The organism is Pseudomonas sp. R1-1, assembly GCF_051132135.1.
Taxonomy (GTDB): domain Bacteria; phylum Pseudomonadota; class Gammaproteobacteria; order Pseudomonadales; family Pseudomonadaceae; genus Aquipseudomonas.
On record NZ_CP071663.1, the window covers coordinates 3,739,302 to 3,757,309 of the forward strand.

At 61.2% G+C, this 18,008-nt stretch carries 17 protein-coding genes; 11 read left to right on the forward strand and 6 right to left on the reverse strand.

Features of this window, described 5'->3' with window-relative positions:
• Positions 1–43 precede the first annotated feature (43 nt).
• Complete coding sequence (locus tag J3P75_RS16710) at positions 44–1,420, reverse strand: glutamine synthetase family protein (RefSeq protein WP_039763287.1); 1,377 nt, start codon at positions 1,418–1,420, stop codon at positions 44–46.
• A 282-nt stretch (positions 1,421–1,702) separates the two neighbouring features.
• Here J3P75_RS16710 and J3P75_RS16715 point away from each other — a divergent pair, with 282 nt between their 5' ends.
• The 5 genes from J3P75_RS16715 to J3P75_RS16735 all read left to right on the forward strand — a co-directional run bounded on the left by J3P75_RS16715 (position 1,703) and on the right by J3P75_RS16735 (position 6,976).
• A complete protein-coding gene (locus J3P75_RS16715) occupies positions 1,703–2,464 on the forward strand; it encodes a gamma-glutamyl-gamma-aminobutyrate hydrolase family protein (protein ID WP_434707494.1) in 762 nt (253 codons plus the stop codon).
• A 368-nt stretch (positions 2,465–2,832) separates the two neighbouring features.
• Complete coding sequence (gene potA, locus J3P75_RS16720) at positions 2,833–3,975, forward strand: polyamine ABC transporter ATP-binding protein (protein ID WP_434707495.1); 1,143 nt, start codon at positions 2,833–2,835, stop codon at positions 3,973–3,975.
• 29 nt (positions 3,976–4,004) lie between these two features.
• Positions 4,005–4,886 (forward strand): ABC transporter permease subunit, encoded by an 882-nt coding sequence (locus tag J3P75_RS16725; protein ID WP_425516445.1) that lies wholly within the window; start codon positions 4,005–4,007, stop codon positions 4,884–4,886.
• The gene (locus tag J3P75_RS16730) at positions 4,883–5,755 is read left to right on the forward strand and encodes an ABC transporter permease subunit (RefSeq protein ID WP_434707496.1); all 873 of its coding nucleotides are present in this window, start codon (positions 4,883–4,885) and stop codon (positions 5,753–5,755) included. Before J3P75_RS16725 ends, J3P75_RS16730 begins: the two co-directional genes overlap by 4 nt.
• A gap of 123 nt (positions 5,756–5,878) precedes the next feature.
• Positions 5,879–6,976 carry a polyamine ABC transporter substrate-binding protein gene (locus J3P75_RS16735; RefSeq protein ID WP_434707497.1) on the forward strand — a complete coding sequence of 366 codons (1,098 nt, stop codon included), beginning with the start codon at positions 5,879–5,881 and terminating at the stop codon, positions 6,974–6,976.
• A gap of 275 nt (positions 6,977–7,251) precedes the next feature.
• On the opposite strand, the gene thpR is transcribed toward J3P75_RS16735, so the two are convergent.
• Positions 7,252–7,791 (reverse strand): RNA 2',3'-cyclic phosphodiesterase, encoded by a 540-nt coding sequence (gene thpR / locus J3P75_RS16740; RefSeq protein WP_434707498.1) that lies wholly within the window; start codon positions 7,789–7,791, stop codon positions 7,252–7,254.
• Positions 7,792–7,896: 105 nt separating this feature from the next.
• Between thpR and J3P75_RS16745 the strand changes: the two genes are divergently transcribed.
• Positions 7,897–8,091 carry a hypothetical protein gene (locus J3P75_RS16745; RefSeq protein WP_434707500.1) on the forward strand — a complete coding sequence of 65 codons (195 nt, stop codon included), beginning with the start codon at positions 7,897–7,899 and terminating at the stop codon, positions 8,089–8,091.
• A 250-nt stretch (positions 8,092–8,341) separates the two neighbouring features.
• Here J3P75_RS16745 and J3P75_RS16750 read toward each other — a convergent pair whose 3' ends face one another.
• Entirely contained in the window at positions 8,342–8,695 is a 354-nt protein-coding gene (locus J3P75_RS16750) for a DUF1428 domain-containing protein (RefSeq protein ID WP_434707501.1), read from the reverse strand.
• Between the two features lie 2 nt (positions 8,696–8,697).
• Complete coding sequence (locus J3P75_RS16755) at positions 8,698–9,780, reverse strand: hypothetical protein (protein ID WP_434707502.1); 1,083 nt, start codon at positions 9,778–9,780, stop codon at positions 8,698–8,700.
• Between the two features lie 372 nt (positions 9,781–10,152).
• Here J3P75_RS16755 and J3P75_RS16760 point away from each other — a divergent pair, with 372 nt between their 5' ends.
• Positions 10,153–10,428 carry a hypothetical protein gene (locus tag J3P75_RS16760; protein ID WP_434707503.1) on the forward strand — a complete coding sequence of 92 codons (276 nt, stop codon included), beginning with the start codon at positions 10,153–10,155 and terminating at the stop codon, positions 10,426–10,428.
• A gap of 96 nt (positions 10,429–10,524) precedes the next feature.
• Here J3P75_RS16760 and J3P75_RS16765 read toward each other — a convergent pair whose 3' ends face one another.
• Positions 10,525–11,589 carry a hypothetical protein gene (locus J3P75_RS16765; RefSeq protein WP_434707504.1) on the reverse strand — a complete coding sequence of 355 codons (1,065 nt, stop codon included), beginning with the start codon at positions 11,587–11,589 and terminating at the stop codon, positions 10,525–10,527.
• A gap of 107 nt (positions 11,590–11,696) precedes the next feature.
• A complete protein-coding gene (locus J3P75_RS16770; protein ID WP_093102387.1) occupies positions 11,697–11,903 on the reverse strand; it encodes a hypothetical protein in 207 nt (68 codons plus the stop codon).
• A 243-nt stretch (positions 11,904–12,146) separates the two neighbouring features.
• Between J3P75_RS16770 and J3P75_RS16775 the strand changes: the two genes are divergently transcribed.
• The 4 genes from J3P75_RS16775 (at position 12,147) to paoC (ending at position 17,961) form a co-directional block, all read left to right on the forward strand.
• Positions 12,147–13,901, forward strand: a complete 1,755-nt coding sequence (locus J3P75_RS16775) for an L-lactate permease (protein WP_434707505.1) — start codon at positions 12,147–12,149, stop codon at positions 13,899–13,901.
• A 288-nt stretch (positions 13,902–14,189) separates the two neighbouring features.
• Complete coding sequence (paoA, locus tag J3P75_RS16780; protein WP_434707506.1) at positions 14,190–14,813, forward strand: aldehyde dehydrogenase iron-sulfur subunit PaoA; 624 nt, start codon at positions 14,190–14,192, stop codon at positions 14,811–14,813.
• Complete coding sequence (locus J3P75_RS16785; protein WP_434707507.1) at positions 14,810–15,766, forward strand: FAD binding domain-containing protein; 957 nt, start codon at positions 14,810–14,812, stop codon at positions 15,764–15,766. Before paoA ends, J3P75_RS16785 begins: the two co-directional genes overlap by 4 nt.
• Positions 15,763–17,961 (forward strand): aldehyde oxidoreductase molybdenum-binding subunit PaoC, encoded by a 2,199-nt coding sequence (gene paoC, locus J3P75_RS16790; protein ID WP_434707508.1) that lies wholly within the window; start codon positions 15,763–15,765, stop codon positions 17,959–17,961. Before J3P75_RS16785 ends, paoC begins: the two co-directional genes overlap by 4 nt.
• Positions 17,962–18,008 lie beyond the last annotated feature (47 nt).

Sequence of the window (18,008 nt, forward strand, 5' to 3'; positions counted from 1 at the left end):
CCTCTCCCCCTGGGAGAGGGTTAGGGTGAGGGGCTTTTGATCTTCAGACGGTATGCAGATACCAGTTGTACTCAAGGTCAGAAATCGAGTTCTCGAACTCGGCCAGTTCGCTTTCCTTGCACGCGACAAACACGTCGATGTACATCGGGTCGATGTAGCGCGCCATGACTTCGCTGTCGTCCAGCTCGCGCAGGGCATCGCGCAGGTTGTTCGGCAGGCTCTGCTCGTTCTGCTCGTAGCTGTTGCCTTCGACCGGGGCGCCCGGTTCGATCTGGTTGGTCAGACCGTGGTGGATACCGGCCAGTACCGAAGCCATCAGCAGGTACGGGTTGGCATCGGCGCCGGCGACGCGGTGCTCGATGCGCACGGCGTCGGCTGAACCGGTCGGCACGCGTACGGCCACGGTGCGGTTGTCGATGCCCCAGCTCGGCGAGTTCGGGACGTAGAACTGCGCGCCGAAGCGGCGGTACGAGTTGACGTTCGGGCAGAGGAAAGCCATCTGCGCCGGCAGGGTCTCGAGCACACCGCCGATCGCGTGACGCAGCGCGGCGTTCTGCTCGGGATCCTCGCTGGCGAAGATGTTGTTGCCTTCTTTATCCAGAATCGAAATGTGCACATGCAGACCGTTGCCCGCCTGGCCTGGGTACGGCTTGGCCATGAAGGTGGTGTCCATCTCATGGTCGTAGGCGATGTTCTTCACCAGACGCTTGAGCAGCACCGCGTAATCGCAGGCCTTGATCGGATCGGAGACGTGATGCAGGTTGACTTCGAACTGCGCCGGGGCGCTTTCCTTGACGATGGCGTCAGCCGGGATGCCCTGCTCTTTCGCGCCTTCGAGGATGTCTTGCAGGCAATCGACGTATTCGTCGAGGTCGTCGATCAGATACACCTGAGTCGACACCGGGCGCTTGCCGGACACCGGTGAACGTGGCGACTGCGGACGGCCGTTCACGTTGTCCTGGTCGATCAGATAGAACTCCAGTTCAAACGCTGCGCAAATGGTCAGGCCCATGTCGTCGAACTTGCGCACAACGTTGGCGAGCACTTCACGCGGGTCGGCGAAAAACGGCTGGCCTTCGATCTCATGCATGGTCATCAGCAATTGTGCAGTCGGGCGCTTCTGCCACGGCTCGATGCTCAGGGTGCCGGGAATCGGGTAGCAGATGCGGTCAGCATCACCGATGTCCAGACCCAGACCGGTGCTTTCCACCGTGGAGCCGTTGATGTCCAGCGCGAAGAGCGAGGCCGGCAGGTTGATGCCTTTTTCGTACACCTTATGAAGACTGGTGCGTTCGATGCGCTTGCCGCGCACCACACCGTTCATATCCGCAATCAGAAGATCGACGTACAAAACCTCAGGATATTTCTTAAGGAATGCGTTGGCTTCGTTGAGTTGAACGGTACGCAGAGGGACCGACATGATGCACCTATTTAGCTGTTAATTATTATGTTCACTACCCTGTCACGCAGCCAGTCAATCCGAAAGGCAAAGTGAAGTCAATAGCGAACATAGCGCCCTACAGCCTTTATTTTTCGGGCTATTTTTAACAGTATCGTGGCAAAGCAGGCCCCAGAGCGGCGCAAACGTTACCGATTGGATGAACGGCGTTTAGAATTTTTTACATGGTAGTTGTTAATTAAAATCAACGACGCTAAGCTCCGGAAAAGCTCGTTCAAGTGTCAGACTTCGAGGTGAATAAAAATGGCATTCAAGCCATTGATCGGCGTTACTGCGTGCGTCAAACAGATTGGCCTGCACCCCTATCACATCAGCGGCGACAAATATGTTCGCGCGGTCAGCGTGGGCGCTGAAGGGTTACCGGTGGTCATTCCTTCCCTTGGTCGCCTGACGGAAATCGACGACCTGCTCGGTCAGCTCGACGGTCTGCTGCTGACCGGCTCGCCTTCGAACGTGGAACCGTTCCACTATCAAGGTCCGGCCAGCGCCCCCGGTACGGATCACGATCCGGCGCGGGACGCCACCACCCTTCCTTTATTACGTGCAGCCATCGCCGCGGGCGTTCCGGTGCTCGGCATCTGCCGTGGTTTTCAGGAAATGAACGTGGCGTTCGGCGGCAGCCTGCATCAGAAGGTGCATGAGTTGCCGGGCATGCTCGATCACCGCGAAGCCGACAGCCCCGACGTGGCCGTGCAATACGCACCGGCCCACGCGGTGACGGTGCTTGCGGGCGGCGTGTTCGAAGCGCTCGGGCTGCCGGGTGAGTTTCAGGTCAACTCGATTCACAGCCAGGGCATCGATCGCCTCGCTCCCGGCCTGCGCGCCGAAGCCGTGGCGCCGGATGGCTTGATCGAAGCGATTTCGGTCGAGCACAGCCCGACCTTCGCCCTCGGCGTGCAATGGCACCCGGAATGGCAAGTGCTGGACAACCCGAATTACCTGAAGATTTTCCAGGCGTTCGGCGCGGCCTGTCGACAACGGGCGGCGCGACGCAACCAGCGCTGACACCACCCGCAAACACCAGACGATTTACTGCCCCCACGGCGGTCGGGCGCGCCTGCGCGCATCCGGCAGCCGTGTACAGCAACACCCGTGATAACAACAAGTACGACCCAGGCAGCCAGGACGGCGGCGCCGAACAAGCCGGATCGGTTTGAGCAACACCCGTCAGATCAACGCGAAACCTTGTGGGAGCTGGCTTGCCAGCGATGAGGCCGTCACCTGCAACATCAGTGGTGACTGACCCACCGCCATCGCTGGCAAGCCAGCTCCCACAGGGGAATGTGATTCGACAGGTGATGCTCATGCAGCTCCGCAATCCACTTAAGCCCGGCCACATTGGCCAGGCAAACGAAACCTGTTGGGAGTTTCACATGGCAAACGCCTCCAGCACTTACAGGAAGGCACTTGAAGGTCATCAGCAACCGAAAAAGGTGTTGGTGAAAGTCGATCGTGTCACCAAGAAGTTCGATGAAACCGTGGCCGTGGACGATGTGTCCCTGGAGATCCATCAGGGCGAGATCTTCGGGCTGCTGGGTGGCTCGGGTTCGGGCAAATCGACCCTGTTGCGCATGCTCGCCGGTTTCGAGCGCCCGACCGAGGGGCGGATTCTGCTCGACGGCGTGGACATCACCGACATGCCGCCGTACGAGCGGCCGATCAACATGATGTTCCAGTCCTACGCGCTGTTCCCGCACATGACCGTCGCACAGAACATCGCCTTCGGCCTCAAGCAGGACCGTTTGCCCGCCAGCGAAATCGATGCCCGCGTCGAAGAAATGCTGCGCCTGGTGCACATGACCCAATACGCCAAGCGCCGCCCGCACCAGTTGTCCGGCGGCCAGCGCCAGCGCGTCGCCCTTGCCCGCTCGCTGGCCAAGCGGCCGAAGCTGTTGCTGCTCGACGAGCCGATGGGTGCGCTGGATAAGAAGCTGCGTTCGCAGATGCAGCTGGAACTGGTCGAGATCATCGAGCGCGTCGGCGTGACCTGCGTCATGGTCACCCACGATCAGGAAGAAGCCATGACCATGGCCGAGCGCATCGCGATCATGCACCTGGGCTGGATCGCCCAGATTGGCAGCCCGGTCGACATCTACGAAGCGCCGGTCAGCCGCATGGTCTGCGAATTCATCGGCAACGTGAACGCGTTCGACGGCACGGTGGTGGAAGACCTCGAAGGCCACGCGATCATTCACAGCCCGGATCTGCAACAGAAGATCTACGTCGGTCACGGCGTCAGCACGTCGGTGCAGGACAAGTCGATCACCTACGCGATTCGCCCGGAAAAAATGCTCGTCAGCAGCACCCAACCGGAGGGCCGCTACAACTGGTCCGAAGGCAAGGTGCATGACATCGCCTACCTCGGCGGCCACTCGGTGTTCTACGTCGAACTGCCCGGCGGCAAGATCGTCCAGTCATTCATGGCCAACGCCGAACGCCGTGGCGCGCGGCCGACCTGGGACGACAAGGTCTACGTGTGGTGGGAAGACGACAGCGGCGTGGTGCTGCGCTCATGAGAACCTTCAATCAGCAATTCCTGCGCCTGGTGCCCAGCGGGCGAAAACTGGTGATCGGCATTCCGTTCATCTGGCTGTTCCTGTTCTTCATGCTGCCGTTCTTTCTGGTGATGAAGATCAGTTTTTCCGAAGCCGCGCTGGCGATCCCGCCGTACTCGGAGATCTACACCTACGCCGAACAGAAATTCCAGCTGCTGCTGAACATCGGCAACTACACCCTGCTCGGCGAAGACGACTTGTACCTGTCGGCCTACCTCGGCTCACTGAAGGTGGCGGCGCTGAGCACCGTGATGTGTCTGCTGATCGGTTTCCCGATGGCCTATGCGATCACCAAGACCGGCAAGGAAACGCAAAACGTCCTGCTGCTGTTGATCATGATGCCGACCTGGACGGCGATCCTGATCCGCGTTTATGCGTGGATGGGCATCCTCAGCAACAACGGTTTGCTCAACGCCTTTCTGATGTGGACCGGGCTGACCGATCAGCCGATCGAGATCCTCAACACCAACACCGCGGTGTATATCGGTGTCGTCTACGCGTATCTGCCGTTCATGGTGCTGCCGCTGTACGCCAACCTGGTCAAGCACGACAACAGCCTGCTCGAAGCCGCGCAGGATCTGGGTTCGAGCAACTTCAACAACTTCTGGAAAATCACCGTGCCGCTGGCCAAGAACGGGATCATAGCCGGCTGCATGCTGGTGTTCATTCCGGTGGTCGGTGAGTTCGTGATTCCGGAGCTGCTGGGTGGCCCGGAGACCCTGATGATCGGGCGCGTGCTGTGGCAAGAGTTCTTCAATAACCGCGACTGGCCGGTGGCGTCTGCGCTGGCGGTGGTGATGCTGTTGATCCTGATAGTGCCGATTCTGCTGTTCAACCGCAGCCAGGCCAAAGAGATGGAGGCACGGGGATGAAACGCTTCAATTTTTCGAAGTTCATGCTGATCTTCGGTCTGATGTTCATTTATCTGCCGATGCTGATTCTGGTGATCTACTCGTTCAACGCCTCGAAACTGGTGACGGTGTGGGGCGGCTGGTCGGTGAAGTGGTATGTCGGTCTGCTCGACAACACGCAACTGATGGGTTCGGTAGTGCGCTCGCTGGAAATCGCCTGCTACACCGCGATTGCTGCGGTCGCGCTGGGCACCCTCGCCGCCTTCGTTCTGACGCGGGTGACGCGCTTCAAGGGCCGCACGTTGTTTGGCGGCCTGGTCACCGCGCCGCTGGTGATGCCGGAAGTGATCACCGGTCTGTCGCTGTTGCTGCTGTTCGTGGCGATGGCGCAACTGATCGGCTGGCCGCAGGAGCGTGGCATCGTCACGATCTGGATCGCCCACACCACGTTCTGTGCCGCCTATGTGGCGGTGGTAGTCTCCGCGCGCCTTCGCGAGCTGGACCTGTCGATCGAAGAAGCGGCGATGGATCTCGGTGCGAAGCCGTTCAAGGTGTTTTTCCTGATCACCATTCCGATGATTGCGCCGTCGCTGGCGGCGGGCGGGATGATGTCGTTCGCCTTGTCGCTGGATGACCTGGTATTGGCGAGCTTCGTGTCCGGGCCTGGCTCCACGACCTTGCCGATGGAAGTGTTTTCGGCAGTGCGTCTGGGCGTGAAACCCGAGATCAACGCCGTGGCGAGCCTGATTCTGCTGGCGGTGTCGCTGGTGACGTTCCTGGTCTGGTATTTCGGTCGCAAGGCGGAAGCCAATCGCAAACGGGCGATCCAGGAAGCGATGGATCAGACGGCCAACGAAGCATGGCAGCCGCAACGTGCGGCGACTGCCTGATCCGCATCACTCGCCAGTTTGCGCAAATGTTGTCAGCCCCTCGGTCAGTTCCCTCTCCCGCCGGGAGAGGGTCAGGGTGAGGGGCCTTTGCTTGAAGTGAATAAAAAGAATGGAGTTGTACCGATGAAAATGTTTGGCAGGACTCTGCTGACACTGTCCTTGATGGGCGCAATGGTCATGGGCGCCCAGGCCAACGATAAGGTGCTGCGGGTTTACAACTGGTCCGATTACATCGCCCCGGACACCGTGAAGAAGTTCGAGGACGAAACCGGCATCCGCGTGACCTACGACGTCTTCGACAGCAACGAAACCCTTGAGGCACGTTTGCTCGCGGGTAAATCCGGTTACGACCTGGTGGTGCCGTCGAACAGTTTTCTGGCCAAGCAGATCAAGGCCGGCGTCTATCAGCCGCTGGACAAATCGAAGCTGCCGAACTGGAATAATCTCAACCCGGTGCTGCTGAAAAACGCCTCCGCCAGTGATCCGGACAACGCCCATGCGTTCCCGTACATGTGGGGCTCGATCGGCATCGGCTTCAACCCGGCCAAGGTCAAGGAAGTGCTCGGCGCCAACGCCCCGACCAACTCCTGGGACTTGCTGTTCAAACCCGAGAATGCTGAAAAACTCAAGGCCTGCGGCATCAGCTTCCTCGATTCGCCGACGGAAATGATCCCGGCCGCCCTGCACTACCTGGGCTATCCGGTGAACGATAAGGACGCCGCGCACATCAAGGAAGCCGAGGCGCTGTTCATGAAAATCCGCCCGAACGTGGCGTATTTCCATTCCTCGAAATACATCTCCGATCTGGCCAACGGCAACATCTGCGTAGCGGTCGGTTACTCCGGTGACGTCCTGCAGGCCAAGGCCCGCGCGGTGGAATCAGGCAACAACGTGGTGATCGACTACAGCATTCCCAAGGAAGGCGCCGGCAGCTTCTACGACATGGTCGCCATCCCGCGCGATGCGGCGAACGTCGACAATGCTTACCTGTTCATGGACTTCCTGATGCGCCCGGAGATCATCGCCGAGATCACCAACAGCAACGGCTACAGCAACGCCAACGCCGCGGCGACGCCACTGGTGGACGAAGCGATCCGCAACGACCCCGGCTCGTATCCGTCGCAAGCGGTGATGGCCACGCTGTATGCCGTACCGGATCAACCGATCGCCACCCAGCGGATCATGACGCGCGGCTGGACCCGAGTAAAACTCGGTAAATAACTGCCTCCCCACTTCCCTGTGGGAGCTAGCCCTGCTAGCGATAGCGGAGTGTCAGTCAACTGATGTGTCGACTGAAAAATACTATCGCTAGCAGGCTAGCTCCCACAGGTATGAATGGTGATTCGATCGTTCCCCCGCTCCGCGCGGGAACGATCTGCGCAACCCTTACCGTTCACGCAGCGCCTTACCACCGCTGCCCCTGCTCTGAACGGCCTCACCTGGCTTCCTCGGTTCAGGTGAATTTCAGGCGCCCTTGGGCGCCTTTTTTTGTGCCGTCAGATCAGCGGCCAGTCCTGAATGATCCGATAGCGGCCCTTGTGCGATTCGAACAGGGCGAAGCGTTCGGCGCGCAGGAAGAATTCCGGCGGTGTGGCAGCTTCAGGCTCCGGCGCGCGAAATTCTCGGGCCAGGGTCAGGTGCGGACGGAATTCGCGCGGCGTCTCTTCAAAGCCGAACGGCAACATGGCTTGTTCCAGTGCGTAGACCAGACGCAACAATGCCGGCGGCGCCTGTTCCGGCGCCAGCGACAGGACCCCAGCGCGGTGCCACACCTGCAAGCGATCCAAGGCAACTCTCAACGCAGCTCCCGGCGTGCGCACCTGGGCGGCGGCTTCGCAAACAGGCTGGATCTGCGCCAACGGCACGGCGCCGAGGAACAGCAGGGTCAGATGAAAATTGTCCGCCGGCACCGGTTTGCCAGTGCGCAGGCGTAACTCACTGCGCCACTGAGCGATCGCCTTGCGCTGCGCCGGCGGGCAGTCCAGGGCAAAAAACAGCCGCTTGAACGGCTCATCCCTGCGCACTTCATCGATCATGGCCCGGTCTCCTTCTCACTGTCAGCCGTCGATTTTACACAGCCTGTTCTGACGACCGGTGACAGGCGGCTATAGTTCAAGGATCGCTATCAACCGGAGGCAGCCATGCGCGACATCCTCAGCAAAGAACCGTGGTGGGCCCGGCCACCGCAACCGGGGCAAGATGAAAGCCAGCTGGAATGGGGCTGGCTGGTGCATTACAGCGAGGGCGAACCGCGTTTCGAGTTCGTCCGTGAACGCCCGACGGACGAGCAGATCCGCCAGCGCAAAAGTTGCCGCACCACCCCCACCCCCGAGTGAACGCAATACCTGTAGGAGTGAGCCTGCTCGCGATAGCGGTCGGACAGTCAATGCCTGTGGTGACTGTGCCGGCCCAATCGCCAGCAGGCTGGCCCCCACAGGACATTTTGGGTGTACACAAATCCCCAGCTCACCAAAGATCCCCTTAGGAGTGAGCCTGCTCGCGATAGCGGTGTGTCAGGCGAACTCGTGCTGAATGACACACCGCTATCGCGAGCAGGCTCACTCCTACAAGGGATCTACGGTGGATTCAGGAATCGAGGAGGTTCTTGAACCCGCCAAAGATCATCCGCTGGCCATCGAAACCCATCGGGTTGACGTCCGGTTGCATGCGCGGGTCTTCCATCATTTTCGCCATGCCGGCATCGCGGGTGGCCTTGTCTGGCCAGATCAGCCAGCCGGACGACACGGTTTCGTCGTCCTTGAGTTTTACCGCCAATGGAAACGAGGTGAGCTTGCCTTCCGGGACGTCATCGCCCCAGCACTGCATGACCTGCGTCGCGCCATATTCCTTGAACAACCGCGCGGCAATTTCACAGTGTTTTTTGTACTGCTCGTGATTGGCGTTCGGCACCGGCGCCACAAAAATATCGACATAAGCCATGATCATTCTCCTTGCACGTTGGGTTCGAGCTGATGACTGGTCGATTGCGGCGGCTGCCATTCGACAAGATTGACGCCCAACCCGACCGGCGGCTCATCAGCGCCACCCAGATAGCGCTCGACCTGCCCGGCGACGTGCAGCGTGCCGGCCATCACCCCGGTGGTCGGGCTTTGCACCAGTTTCAGCCAGGCCTTGTCGAAGGTCCCGCCCAGACTGCTGCGGATCAGCGCTTCGCTGTCGGGACGGTCGTTGGCCTGGATGATCGCGCGAATCCCTGCCACGCCCACCGAGATCAAACCACCGGCAAGCTTCCCGGCCGCGGCAGCAACGGCGCTGGCGGCGCCGCGCGGGGCCATTTCCGCTTCCATGCGCTGGCTCGCGCGTTTGGCCACTGGCGCCATCGCCGCATCGGTCGAGGCAATGCCTTTGGCGCCGCCATCGGTGTGGATCTTGTCGATCAGCGCGGCATACGCCGGCAAGGTATTCAGCGGCTCAGTGCTGATGACCTGAAACAAAGAAGCATCGCGCGCCGGCGGTGGGCCGAGGGCGATGGCCGGAACTTTCTGCAAGCGCCCGTTGAGCTGCGCGACCGGCACCCCGTGGCGCTGGGCGATCAACGGCATCTGCTGCGCCATCAACTGCGCATAGAACGCGGTGGCCTGGGCGAGAATCGCATCCGGATCGATCTCCACCGCCACCGGCGCCAGCACCCTTTCCTGATATTGCTCAAGCAGATACGCCGCCAGGCGCTTGGCTGACGCGTCCTGCTCGCCGCCGGCATTGATCGTGTACCAGCTGACTTTCATCGACAGCCATTCCTGAGTCCAGTAGCTGCTGAACCACGGGATGAAATTTTCTTCAGTTTGCTGATAGACGCGAGTGCGCCAATGTTCCATCGAGCCACGGGCGAACAGCTTGACCTGCGCGGTGGCCTGCTGCGAGGCGCTGACGATTTCCCGGTCGATCTGTTGCCAGGTGGCCGGCGACACCAGCACGGCGCGCGGCGCGATCACCGGCGCCCGCGCCGAAGTGGTGCAGCCGGTCAGGACAAGCAGTGCGGCGATCAGCAGCGCACGCGGGTTCACGGTGCTGGCTCCTTGGATGAACGGGGGCGGATTTGAGTATAGGTGGGTCAGTGAATATTGAGGGTGGCTGCACCGGCCTCATCGCTGGCAAGCCAGCTCCCACAGGTTTCTGGTCTGGATACAAAAGCTGCGATCACTGAAAACCTCTGTGGGAGCTGGCTTGCCAGCTCCCACAGGTTTGTGGTCTGCATACAAAACATGCGGTCGCTGAAACCTCTGTGGGAGCTGGCTTGCCAGCGATGAGGCCATCAGCAACATCGCCAACCCCAACCATCACCGCCATCGATATTCACCATCGCCACGATTGCCTTCCGCCAACCGCCCATGAAAGGCACGATTAAGCCATCCGAAACACAACGAGGAGTTCACAGCATGATTCACACCCAAGTCACCCTCTCCGTGAGTTTCCCGGTGTTCGGCAGCAACTATTACTCCCAGCAGGTGGTGTCGCACAAGGCCCGCGCGCTGGTGTTCAACGAAGCCTTCGAAGATCTGCTGATGCCCGCCGCCAGCAATCACTTCAGCAATGAAGTGGTCGGCTTCAACGATCAGTTCCGTTTTCTGAGCGACATTCTCGCCACCCATTTGCTGGACATCGAGGCCGCCGTGCCTGCGCGATCCAGCGTCCGGGCGAGCGCTCGTTTTTAATCCGTGAAATAACCTGTCTGCGTGACAGAGACCCATGAAAAAGCCCACTGGCCGCTTCGGCTCAGTGGGCTTTTTTGCCATCGCCCGTTCAGACGGTCAGCGCTTCCAGCATTCGGCGAAGCGCGAGCAGACCTCGTATTTCGCGTCCATGGCGGCCATTCGATCAAGGTGATGATCGATGGCTTCGGCCATCACGCGGTTCGACGCCTGGAAATAGAACATCAGCATGGATTTTTCCTCGCCGACCGGCGCCGCGTTGCCGCGTTTGCCACCCTTTTCATCCACGTTGGCCCACTCGGTCAGACGCTTGTCATCGATGCTGCGCAGACGCTGGCGATATTCGTCCTTGGTGCGTTGCATCGCCTGGTCTTTGTTGGTCGCGCTTTCCTTGTCGAATTCGATCAGATTCTGGCGATACAGTGCCCAGTAATCGTCCGGCAAGGTAAAGCCCAGTTTGGCCTTGCGGTCGTTGATCAGCGAATCGAGTTTTTCCGTTGAAAAGCTGGCTTGCGGCGCTTTGTTCGCGTCCGGCTTCATGAATACGAAAAGACTGCCTTCGATGATGCGGTCGATCAGAACTGTGCGTTGTGGCGTATCGGGCAGCAGCTCCGGCGGTTTTGGAAAGATCGGATTGCGCCCTGCGCACGCAGCCAGTGCCGAGCTATCCATTGGCATCACGGTGCGCACGTCTTTACCATCGACCCGCTGCAGATGACGCAACGAAGTGATGCACTGCGTCTTGGTGACATTGAGCGTCACTTCGTATTCGTTGCCATGCTTGGGCGTAAAGGAAAACCCCGAGCCACAGGTGGCGTAACCGACCTGCGTGTTGACCCGCAGGTAAGCCGGCTGCTCGGGTTTGATCTTGAATTCAAGGTAATCGCGCGCTTTTTCCGGCGGCGCCACCAGCATTCCAGCGCGGCGCTTGCTGTCGCCAATGAGCACGTTGTTGAGCATGCCGGTGGTCAAGCCGTCGCAGTGCCCGGCATCGAAATAGTCGATCGTGGCATTGTCGGTATTGGCCACGAACCTTACCTTGGCAGCGTCAGGATCAGTCGCATCCTGATAAGTGCCGTTAATGTTGCAACCGACCAGCAGCGCGCAGGACAGCACTGTGCCAGCCACGGATAAGGCCAGGCGCAGCGGAGAAACAATGGACATGATCTTCCTTGGCAGAGTAAAAAAACGCGAATGCTACTGAAATGCCATCACTGCGTCCATCCTTCTCCTGCAGATCACCAAAGCCCATCCCTGGGACTTTGGGTCAATCAGTCGTCGTCCCTGTCACGGTAGTAGCGACGCCCGTCGCGACGGTCGTCATCGCGGTCATCCCAGCGCCGGTCGTGGTCGTAATAGCGACCGTGATCGCGGTCGTAGTGCCGGCCATGGCGATGGTCATCATCAAAATCTGCCACACAGCCACCGAGCAAAACGGCGGCGGTCACAGTCAGCAGGATCGTTGTCGCTTGCTTCATTCAAAACTTCCCTAAAACCAAGGTCTTGACGACGGAATCGACCACGCTGCCCACGCCTTCGGGACGTAGTGCGCGCAGCCGCAGATACGACCGGGCAAAACGCGGTTGATTCAGTGGCCAGCATCGACCGTTGGTCGCCTCGTTCGTCATCGCCAAACGACGGCGAAACGCCACCTATACTGCTTGCAACCAACCCCCACGCAATGGATCTGCACCCTCAATAACAACAAGCAGAGGTGGACCATGGTCTGGCAGCAAGTGTATGACCCGTTTGGCAATCCAGTGATTTCCACGCTGATGGCCGCCGTGCCGGTGGTGGTGATGCTCGCCGCGCTGGCGTTTTTCCACGTCAAGGCGCATCTGGCCGCGCTGCTGGCGCTGGCCTCGGCCTTGCTGATATCGATTTTCGCCTTCGACATGCCGGCGGGCATGGCCGGTTCGGCGGCGCTGTTCGGCGCGGCGAATGGCTTGCTGCCGATCGGCTGGATCGTGCTCAACATCATCTTTCTGCATCGCCTGACCACCGAGAACGGCTCGTTCAAAGTGCTGCAGGACTCGCTGGCGCGGATTACCGACGACCGCCGTTTGCAGTTGCTGCTGATCGCCTTTTGCTTCGGTGCCTTTTTCGAAGGCGCGGCCGGTTTCGGCACACCGGTGGCGGTGACTGGGGCGATCCTGATCGGCCTGGGGTTTTCGCCATTGGCCGCGTCGGGGCTGGCGCTGATCGCCAACACCGCGCCGGTGGCGTTCGGCGCACTGGGCACGCCGATCATCACCTTGGCGAAAGTCACCGGGCTGGATGAAATGGAGCTGTCGATGATGGTCGGTCGGCAGTTGCCGTTCTTCTCGGTGCTGGTGCCGTTCTGGCTGATCTGGGCGTTTGCCGGTTGGCGCAAGATGCTTGAAGTATGGCCAGCGATTCTGGTGGCCGGCGTCAGCTTCGCCATTCCGCAATTTCTGGTGTCGAACTTTCACGGGCCGATGCTGGTGGACGTCATCGCCGCACTGATTTCCATGGCGTGCCTGACGCTGTTTTTGAAGGTGTGGAAACCGGCGACCATTCACACCTCCGCGGCACTCTCCGGGCGCGTCGACAACTCCAGGGCCGACGAGGAAAAAGTCACCGCCAGCGCTGCATTCAGCGATCAGGCGCGGCCGGCAGTGATGCGCGCGTGGATGCCGTGGATCATCCTCACGGTGTTCGTGTTTGCCTGGGGCACCCAGGGTTTCAAAAACATGTTCGACACGCGCCCGGCGATTGATCCGGTGACGCAGTCGGCCAGGCTCGATGCGCAAGGCAAACCGCTGCGCGAGGCCAACCCGATTTTCGCCCCGGCGGTCACCTTTACCAGCCTGCATTTGCAGATCGAGAAAGTACCGCCCGTGGTGGCCGCGCCGAAAGCCGAAGAAGCGGTGTACAAATTCACCTGGCTCACCGCGACCGGCAGCGGGATTCTGCTGGCGGCGATTGTCGGCGGGCTGTTGATGGGCTATTCGATCCCGCAGTTGATCAAGCAATACCTGCGCACGCTGTGGGTGGTGCGGTTTTCGCTGATCACCATTGCGGCGATGCTGGCGCTGGGGTTCCTCACGCGCTACTCGGGGCTCGACGCGACCATGGGCCTGGCGTTTGCGGCGACGGGGATTTTCTATCCGATGTTCGGCACGCTGCTCGGCTGGCTCGGCGTGGCGCTGACCGGCTCGGACACGGCGTCGAACGTGCTGTTCGGCGGCTTGCAGCGGGTCACCTCGGAACAGCTGGGCATCAGCCCGGTGCTGATGGCGGCGGCGAACAGCTCGGGTGGGGTGATGGGCAAAATGGTCGATGCGCAATCGATCGTGGTCGCCTCCACCGCCACCCGCTGGTACGGGCATGAGGGCGAGATTCTGCGCTACGTGTTCTTCCACTCGATCGTGCTGGCGATTCTGGTCGGTGGGCTGGTGACGTTGCAGGCCTATGTGGCGCCGTTTACCTCGATGGTGGTGGGCGCACATTAACCCGGCGCAACACATTCCAATGTGGGAGCGAGCCTGCTCGCGAAAGCGTCCGGTCAGCCAATGAAAATGTTGGCTCTGCCGGCCCCTTCGCGAGCAGGCTCGCTCCCACAGGGATTTGTGTTGGCCTGATGATTGGTGAACTGCGCACATAACGCTTGGCGCGAAATCCGACAAAACCTTTTCCCCTCCCCTGCGGTCACTCTTTTTACGAGACTGGCATGCATGCCGGCGCGCCCGACAGGGCCATCTGTGATCCCTGCCGCCTGATGAGAGACAAGGAATCGAACCATGACGATTTCCCGACGCAGCTTTTTGATCCTCGGCGCTGTGACTGCAACCGCGTATGCGATGCCTCCGTTTATCAGCCTCAAGGCCTATGCGGCCAATCTGGAGCAACCCGCCATGAGCAAAGTGAGCCTAAACGTCAACGGCCAACCGCGCGAGTTGAACGTCGACAACCGCACCACCCTGCTCGACGCGCTGCGCGAGCACCTGCACTTGACCGGCAGCAAGAAAGGCTGCGACCACGGCCAGTGCGGCGCCTGCACGGTGATCGTCGATGGCCGGCGGATCAATTCCTGCCTGAGCCTGGCGGTGATGCACGAAGGCAGCGAGGTCACCACCATCGAAGGCCTCGGCATGCCCGACACGCTGCACCCGATGCAGGCAGCGTTCATCAAGCACGACGGCTATCAGTGCGGCTATTGCACGCCGGGGCAGATCTGCTCAGCGGTGGCGGTGCTCAAGGAAATCCGCGACGGCATCCCCAGCCACGTCAGCCCGAGCCTGACCGAGCCGCCGCAACTGATCGCCGCCGAATTGCAGGAGCGCATGAGCGGCAATATCTGCCGTTGCGGCGCTTACTCGAACATCATCGAAGCCATCACTGAAGTCGCGGAGGAATCGGCATGAGAGCGTTCAATTACAGCCGCGCCGACTCGCCCGCCGCAGCCGCCGCGCAAGCCGCTCAGGTCGAAGGCGCACGGTTCATTGCCGGCGGCACCAATCTGCTCGATCTGATGAAGCTCGACATCGAAACACCGCCACATCTGATCGATATCAATCATTTGGGCCTGGATCAGATCGAAGCCACGCCCGAGGGCGGTTTGCGCATCGGTGCACTGGTGCGCAACACCGATCTGGCCGCCGATGCGCGCGTGCGCAAGGACTACGCGCTGCTCTCCCGCGCCCTGCTCGCGGGCGCCTCGGGACAATTGCGCAACATGGCCAGCACCGCCGGCAACCTGCTGCAACGCACCCGCTGCCCGTACTTCTACGACACCCATCAGGCCTGCAACAAACGCAACCCCGGCAGCGGCTGTTCGGCCATCGGCGGGGTCACGCGGCAACTGGGCATCATCGGCGTCAGCGACGCGTGCATCGCCACCCATCCCAGTGACATGGCGATTGCCATGCGCGCCCTTGATGCGCAGATTGAAACGGTGAAACCCGACGGCAGCACACGCATCATCGCCATGGCCGATTTTCATCAGTTGCCCGGTGACACGCCGCACATCGAAACCAGCCTCACGCCCGGCGAGTTCATCACTGCCGTGACCCTGCCGCCACCGGTGGGCGGCACGCACATTTATCACAAGGTGCGCGATCGCTCCTCCTACGCGTTTGCGCTGGTCTCGGTCGGCTTGATCTTGCAAAAGGACGGCAGCGGCCGCGTGGCGGTCGGTGGCATCGCACCGAAACCGTGGCGCGTCGAAGCCGCCGACGCGTTGCTGCCGCAAGGTGCCAAAGCCGTCAGCCAGCGCCTGCTCGAAGGCGCGACACCGACCGACGACAATCAATTCAAACTGACCCTGGTCGAGCGCACGCTCGGCGCGGTGTTGGCGCAAGCGAGGGAAACCGCATGAAATTCGACACGCCCGCCACCACTAACCCGATCGACCGATTGAAAGTGGTCGGCCAACCCACCGCGCGTATCGAAGGCCCGCTGAAAACCAGCGGTCAGGCGACCTACGCCTACGAGCAACACGAAGCGGTGGCCAATCAGGCCTACGGTTTCATGGTCGATGCCGGCATTGCCAAGGGCCGGATCAAAGCCATTCACCTCGACCAGGCAAAAGCCGCGCCCGGTGTGCTGGCGATCGTCACCGGCGCCAATGCCGGCAAGCTCGACAAAGGCCAATACAACGCCGCGCACCTGCTCGCCCATCCCGAAGTGCAGCATTATCAGCAGGCAGTCGCGCTGGTGGTGGCCGAGACCTTCGAGCAGGCCCGCGCGGCGGCGCAATTGGTCAAGGTCGACTACGAAACCAGCGACGGCAAGTTCGACCTGGCCAGCGTCCGCGACCTGGGCGTCGAGCCGAAAGACGAATTGCCCGATGTCGATCACGGTGATTTCGACAAGGCCTTCGCCGCCGCCCCGGTGCAGTTCGACCGCACCTACACCACGCCCGATCAAACCCACGCGATGATGGAACCGCACTCGACCCTGGCGGCGTGGAACGGTGATCACCTGACCTTGTGGACCTCCAACCAGATGGTCGCCTGGACGGTCGGCGACGTGGCCAAGACCCTCGGCCTGCCAGAAGAAAACGTGCGCGTGGTTTCGCCTTACGTCGGCGGCGGATTCGGCGGCAAGTTGTTCGTACGCGCCGACGCGATCCTCGCCGCCCTCGGCGCACGCATGGCCGGGCGGCCAGTGAAGGTCGCCCTCGCCCGCCCGCAAATGGCCAACAACACCACCCATCGCCCGGCGACCATCCAGCGCATTCGCATGGGCGCGACGGCGGATGGCAAGCTCACCGCCATTGCCCACGAAGGCTGGTCCGGCAACCTCGCCGACGGCAAGGTCGAACTCGCCGCGCAGCCGAGTCAGTTGCTCTATGCCGCAGCCAACCGCCGAGTCAGCATGCGCCTCGCGCCGCTGGATCTGCCCGAAGGCAATTCCATGCGCGCACCGGGTGAAGCGCCAGGCTTGATGGTGCTGGAAATCGCCATGGACGAAATGGCCGAGCGGTTGAACATGGACCCCATCCAGTTCCGCATTGCCAACGACACCCAGGTCGACCCGGTCAAAACCGAGCGGCCGTTTTCCCAGCGTCAACTGGTCAAGTGCCTGGAGCTTGGCGCACAGAAGTTCGGCTGGGATCAGCGTCAAGCCAGGCCCGGCACGCGTCGCGAAGGCCGCTGGCTGATCGGCATGGGCGTGGCGGCGGCGTTTCGCAACAACCTGCTGGTCAAGTCCGGCGCGCGAGTGCGGCTGGAGCGCGACGGCAAGGTCACGGTGGAAACCGACATGACCGACATTGGCACCGGCAGTTACACGATCATCGCGCAGACTGCTGCGGAAATGCTCGGCGTCGGCCTCAACGATGTGACCGTGCGTCTGGGCGATTCGAACTTCCCGGTATCGTCCGGCTCCGGTGGCCAGTTCGGCGGTAATTGCTCGACCGCCGGCGTATATGCCGCGTGCGTGAAACTGCGCGAAGCGGTGGCCGGCAAACTCGGCATGGAGGCAGACCAGGCCGAATTCGTCGACGGCCAGGTACGCGCTGGCGGTAAAACCCTGCCATTGCGCAATGCCGCCGAAGGCGGCGCGCTGGTTGCTGAGGACAGCATTGAGTTCGGCGATCTGGCCGAGAAATATCAGCAGTCGACCTTCGGCGCGCACTTCGCCGAAGTTGCCGTGGATGCCGCCACCGGCGAAGTCCGCGTGAGGCGCATGCTCGCGGTGTGCGCGGCCGGGCGGATTCTCAACCCTACCGCCGCGCGCAGTCAGGTGATCGGTGCGATGACCATGGGCGTCGGCGCGGCGTTGTTGGAAGAACTGTCGGTGGACACCCGCCTGGGCTTTTTCGTCAATCACGATCTGGCCGGCTATGAAGTGCCGGTGCATGCCGACATTCCTCATCAAGAGGTGATCTTCCTCGACGAGGCCGACCCGATTTCCTCGCCGATGAAGGCCAAAGGCGTGGCGGAACTGGGGATTTGCGGGGTGAGTGCGGCGGTGGCCAATGCGATCTACAACGCCACCGGCGCGCGGGTGCGGGAGTATCCGATTACGCTGGACAAGCTGTTGTCGTCGTTGCCGGAAATGATCTGAGGCCTTCAAAAGCCCCTCACCCTAGCCCTCTCCCGAAGGGAGAGGGA

Excerpts from the sequence above, each read along its gene's own strand:
- J3P75_RS16765 (WP_434707504.1), bottom strand. The coding sequence starts at position 11,589 with ATGTCCATTGTTTCTCCGCTGCGCCTGGCCTTATCCGTGGCTGGCACA.
- J3P75_RS16710 (WP_039763287.1), bottom strand. The coding sequence starts at position 1,420 with ATGTCGGTCCCTCTGCGTACCGTTCAACTCAACGAAGCCAACGCATTC.
- J3P75_RS16760 (WP_434707503.1), top strand. The coding sequence starts at position 10,153 with ATGATTCACACCCAAGTCACCCTCTCCGTGAGTTTCCCGGTGTTCGGC.
- J3P75_RS16775 (WP_434707505.1), top strand. The coding sequence starts at position 12,147 with ATGGTCTGGCAGCAAGTGTATGACCCGTTTGGCAATCCAGTGATTTCC.
- J3P75_RS16750 (WP_434707501.1), bottom strand. The coding sequence starts at position 8,695 with ATGGCTTATGTCGATATTTTTGTGGCGCCGGTGCCGAACGCCAATCAC.
- J3P75_RS16745 (WP_434707500.1), top strand. The coding sequence starts at position 7,897 with ATGCGCGACATCCTCAGCAAAGAACCGTGGTGGGCCCGGCCACCGCAA.
- J3P75_RS16770 (WP_093102387.1), bottom strand. The coding sequence starts at position 11,903 with ATGAAGCAAGCGACAACGATCCTGCTGACTGTGACCGCCGCCGTTTTG.
- J3P75_RS16735 (WP_434707497.1), top strand. The coding sequence starts at position 5,879 with ATGAAAATGTTTGGCAGGACTCTGCTGACACTGTCCTTGATGGGCGCA.
- potA (WP_434707495.1), top strand. The coding sequence starts at position 2,833 with ATGGCAAACGCCTCCAGCACTTACAGGAAGGCACTTGAAGGTCATCAG.
- J3P75_RS16785 (WP_434707507.1), top strand. The coding sequence starts at position 14,810 with ATGAGAGCGTTCAATTACAGCCGCGCCGACTCGCCCGCCGCAGCCGCC.
- thpR (WP_434707498.1), bottom strand. The coding sequence starts at position 7,791 with ATGATCGATGAAGTGCGCAGGGATGAGCCGTTCAAGCGGCTGTTTTTT.
- J3P75_RS16730 (WP_434707496.1), top strand. The coding sequence starts at position 4,883 with ATGAAACGCTTCAATTTTTCGAAGTTCATGCTGATCTTCGGTCTGATG.
- paoA (WP_434707506.1), top strand. The coding sequence starts at position 14,190 with ATGACGATTTCCCGACGCAGCTTTTTGATCCTCGGCGCTGTGACTGCA.
- paoC (WP_434707508.1), top strand. The coding sequence starts at position 15,763 with ATGAAATTCGACACGCCCGCCACCACTAACCCGATCGACCGATTGAAA.
- J3P75_RS16715 (WP_434707494.1), top strand. The coding sequence starts at position 1,703 with ATGGCATTCAAGCCATTGATCGGCGTTACTGCGTGCGTCAAACAGATT.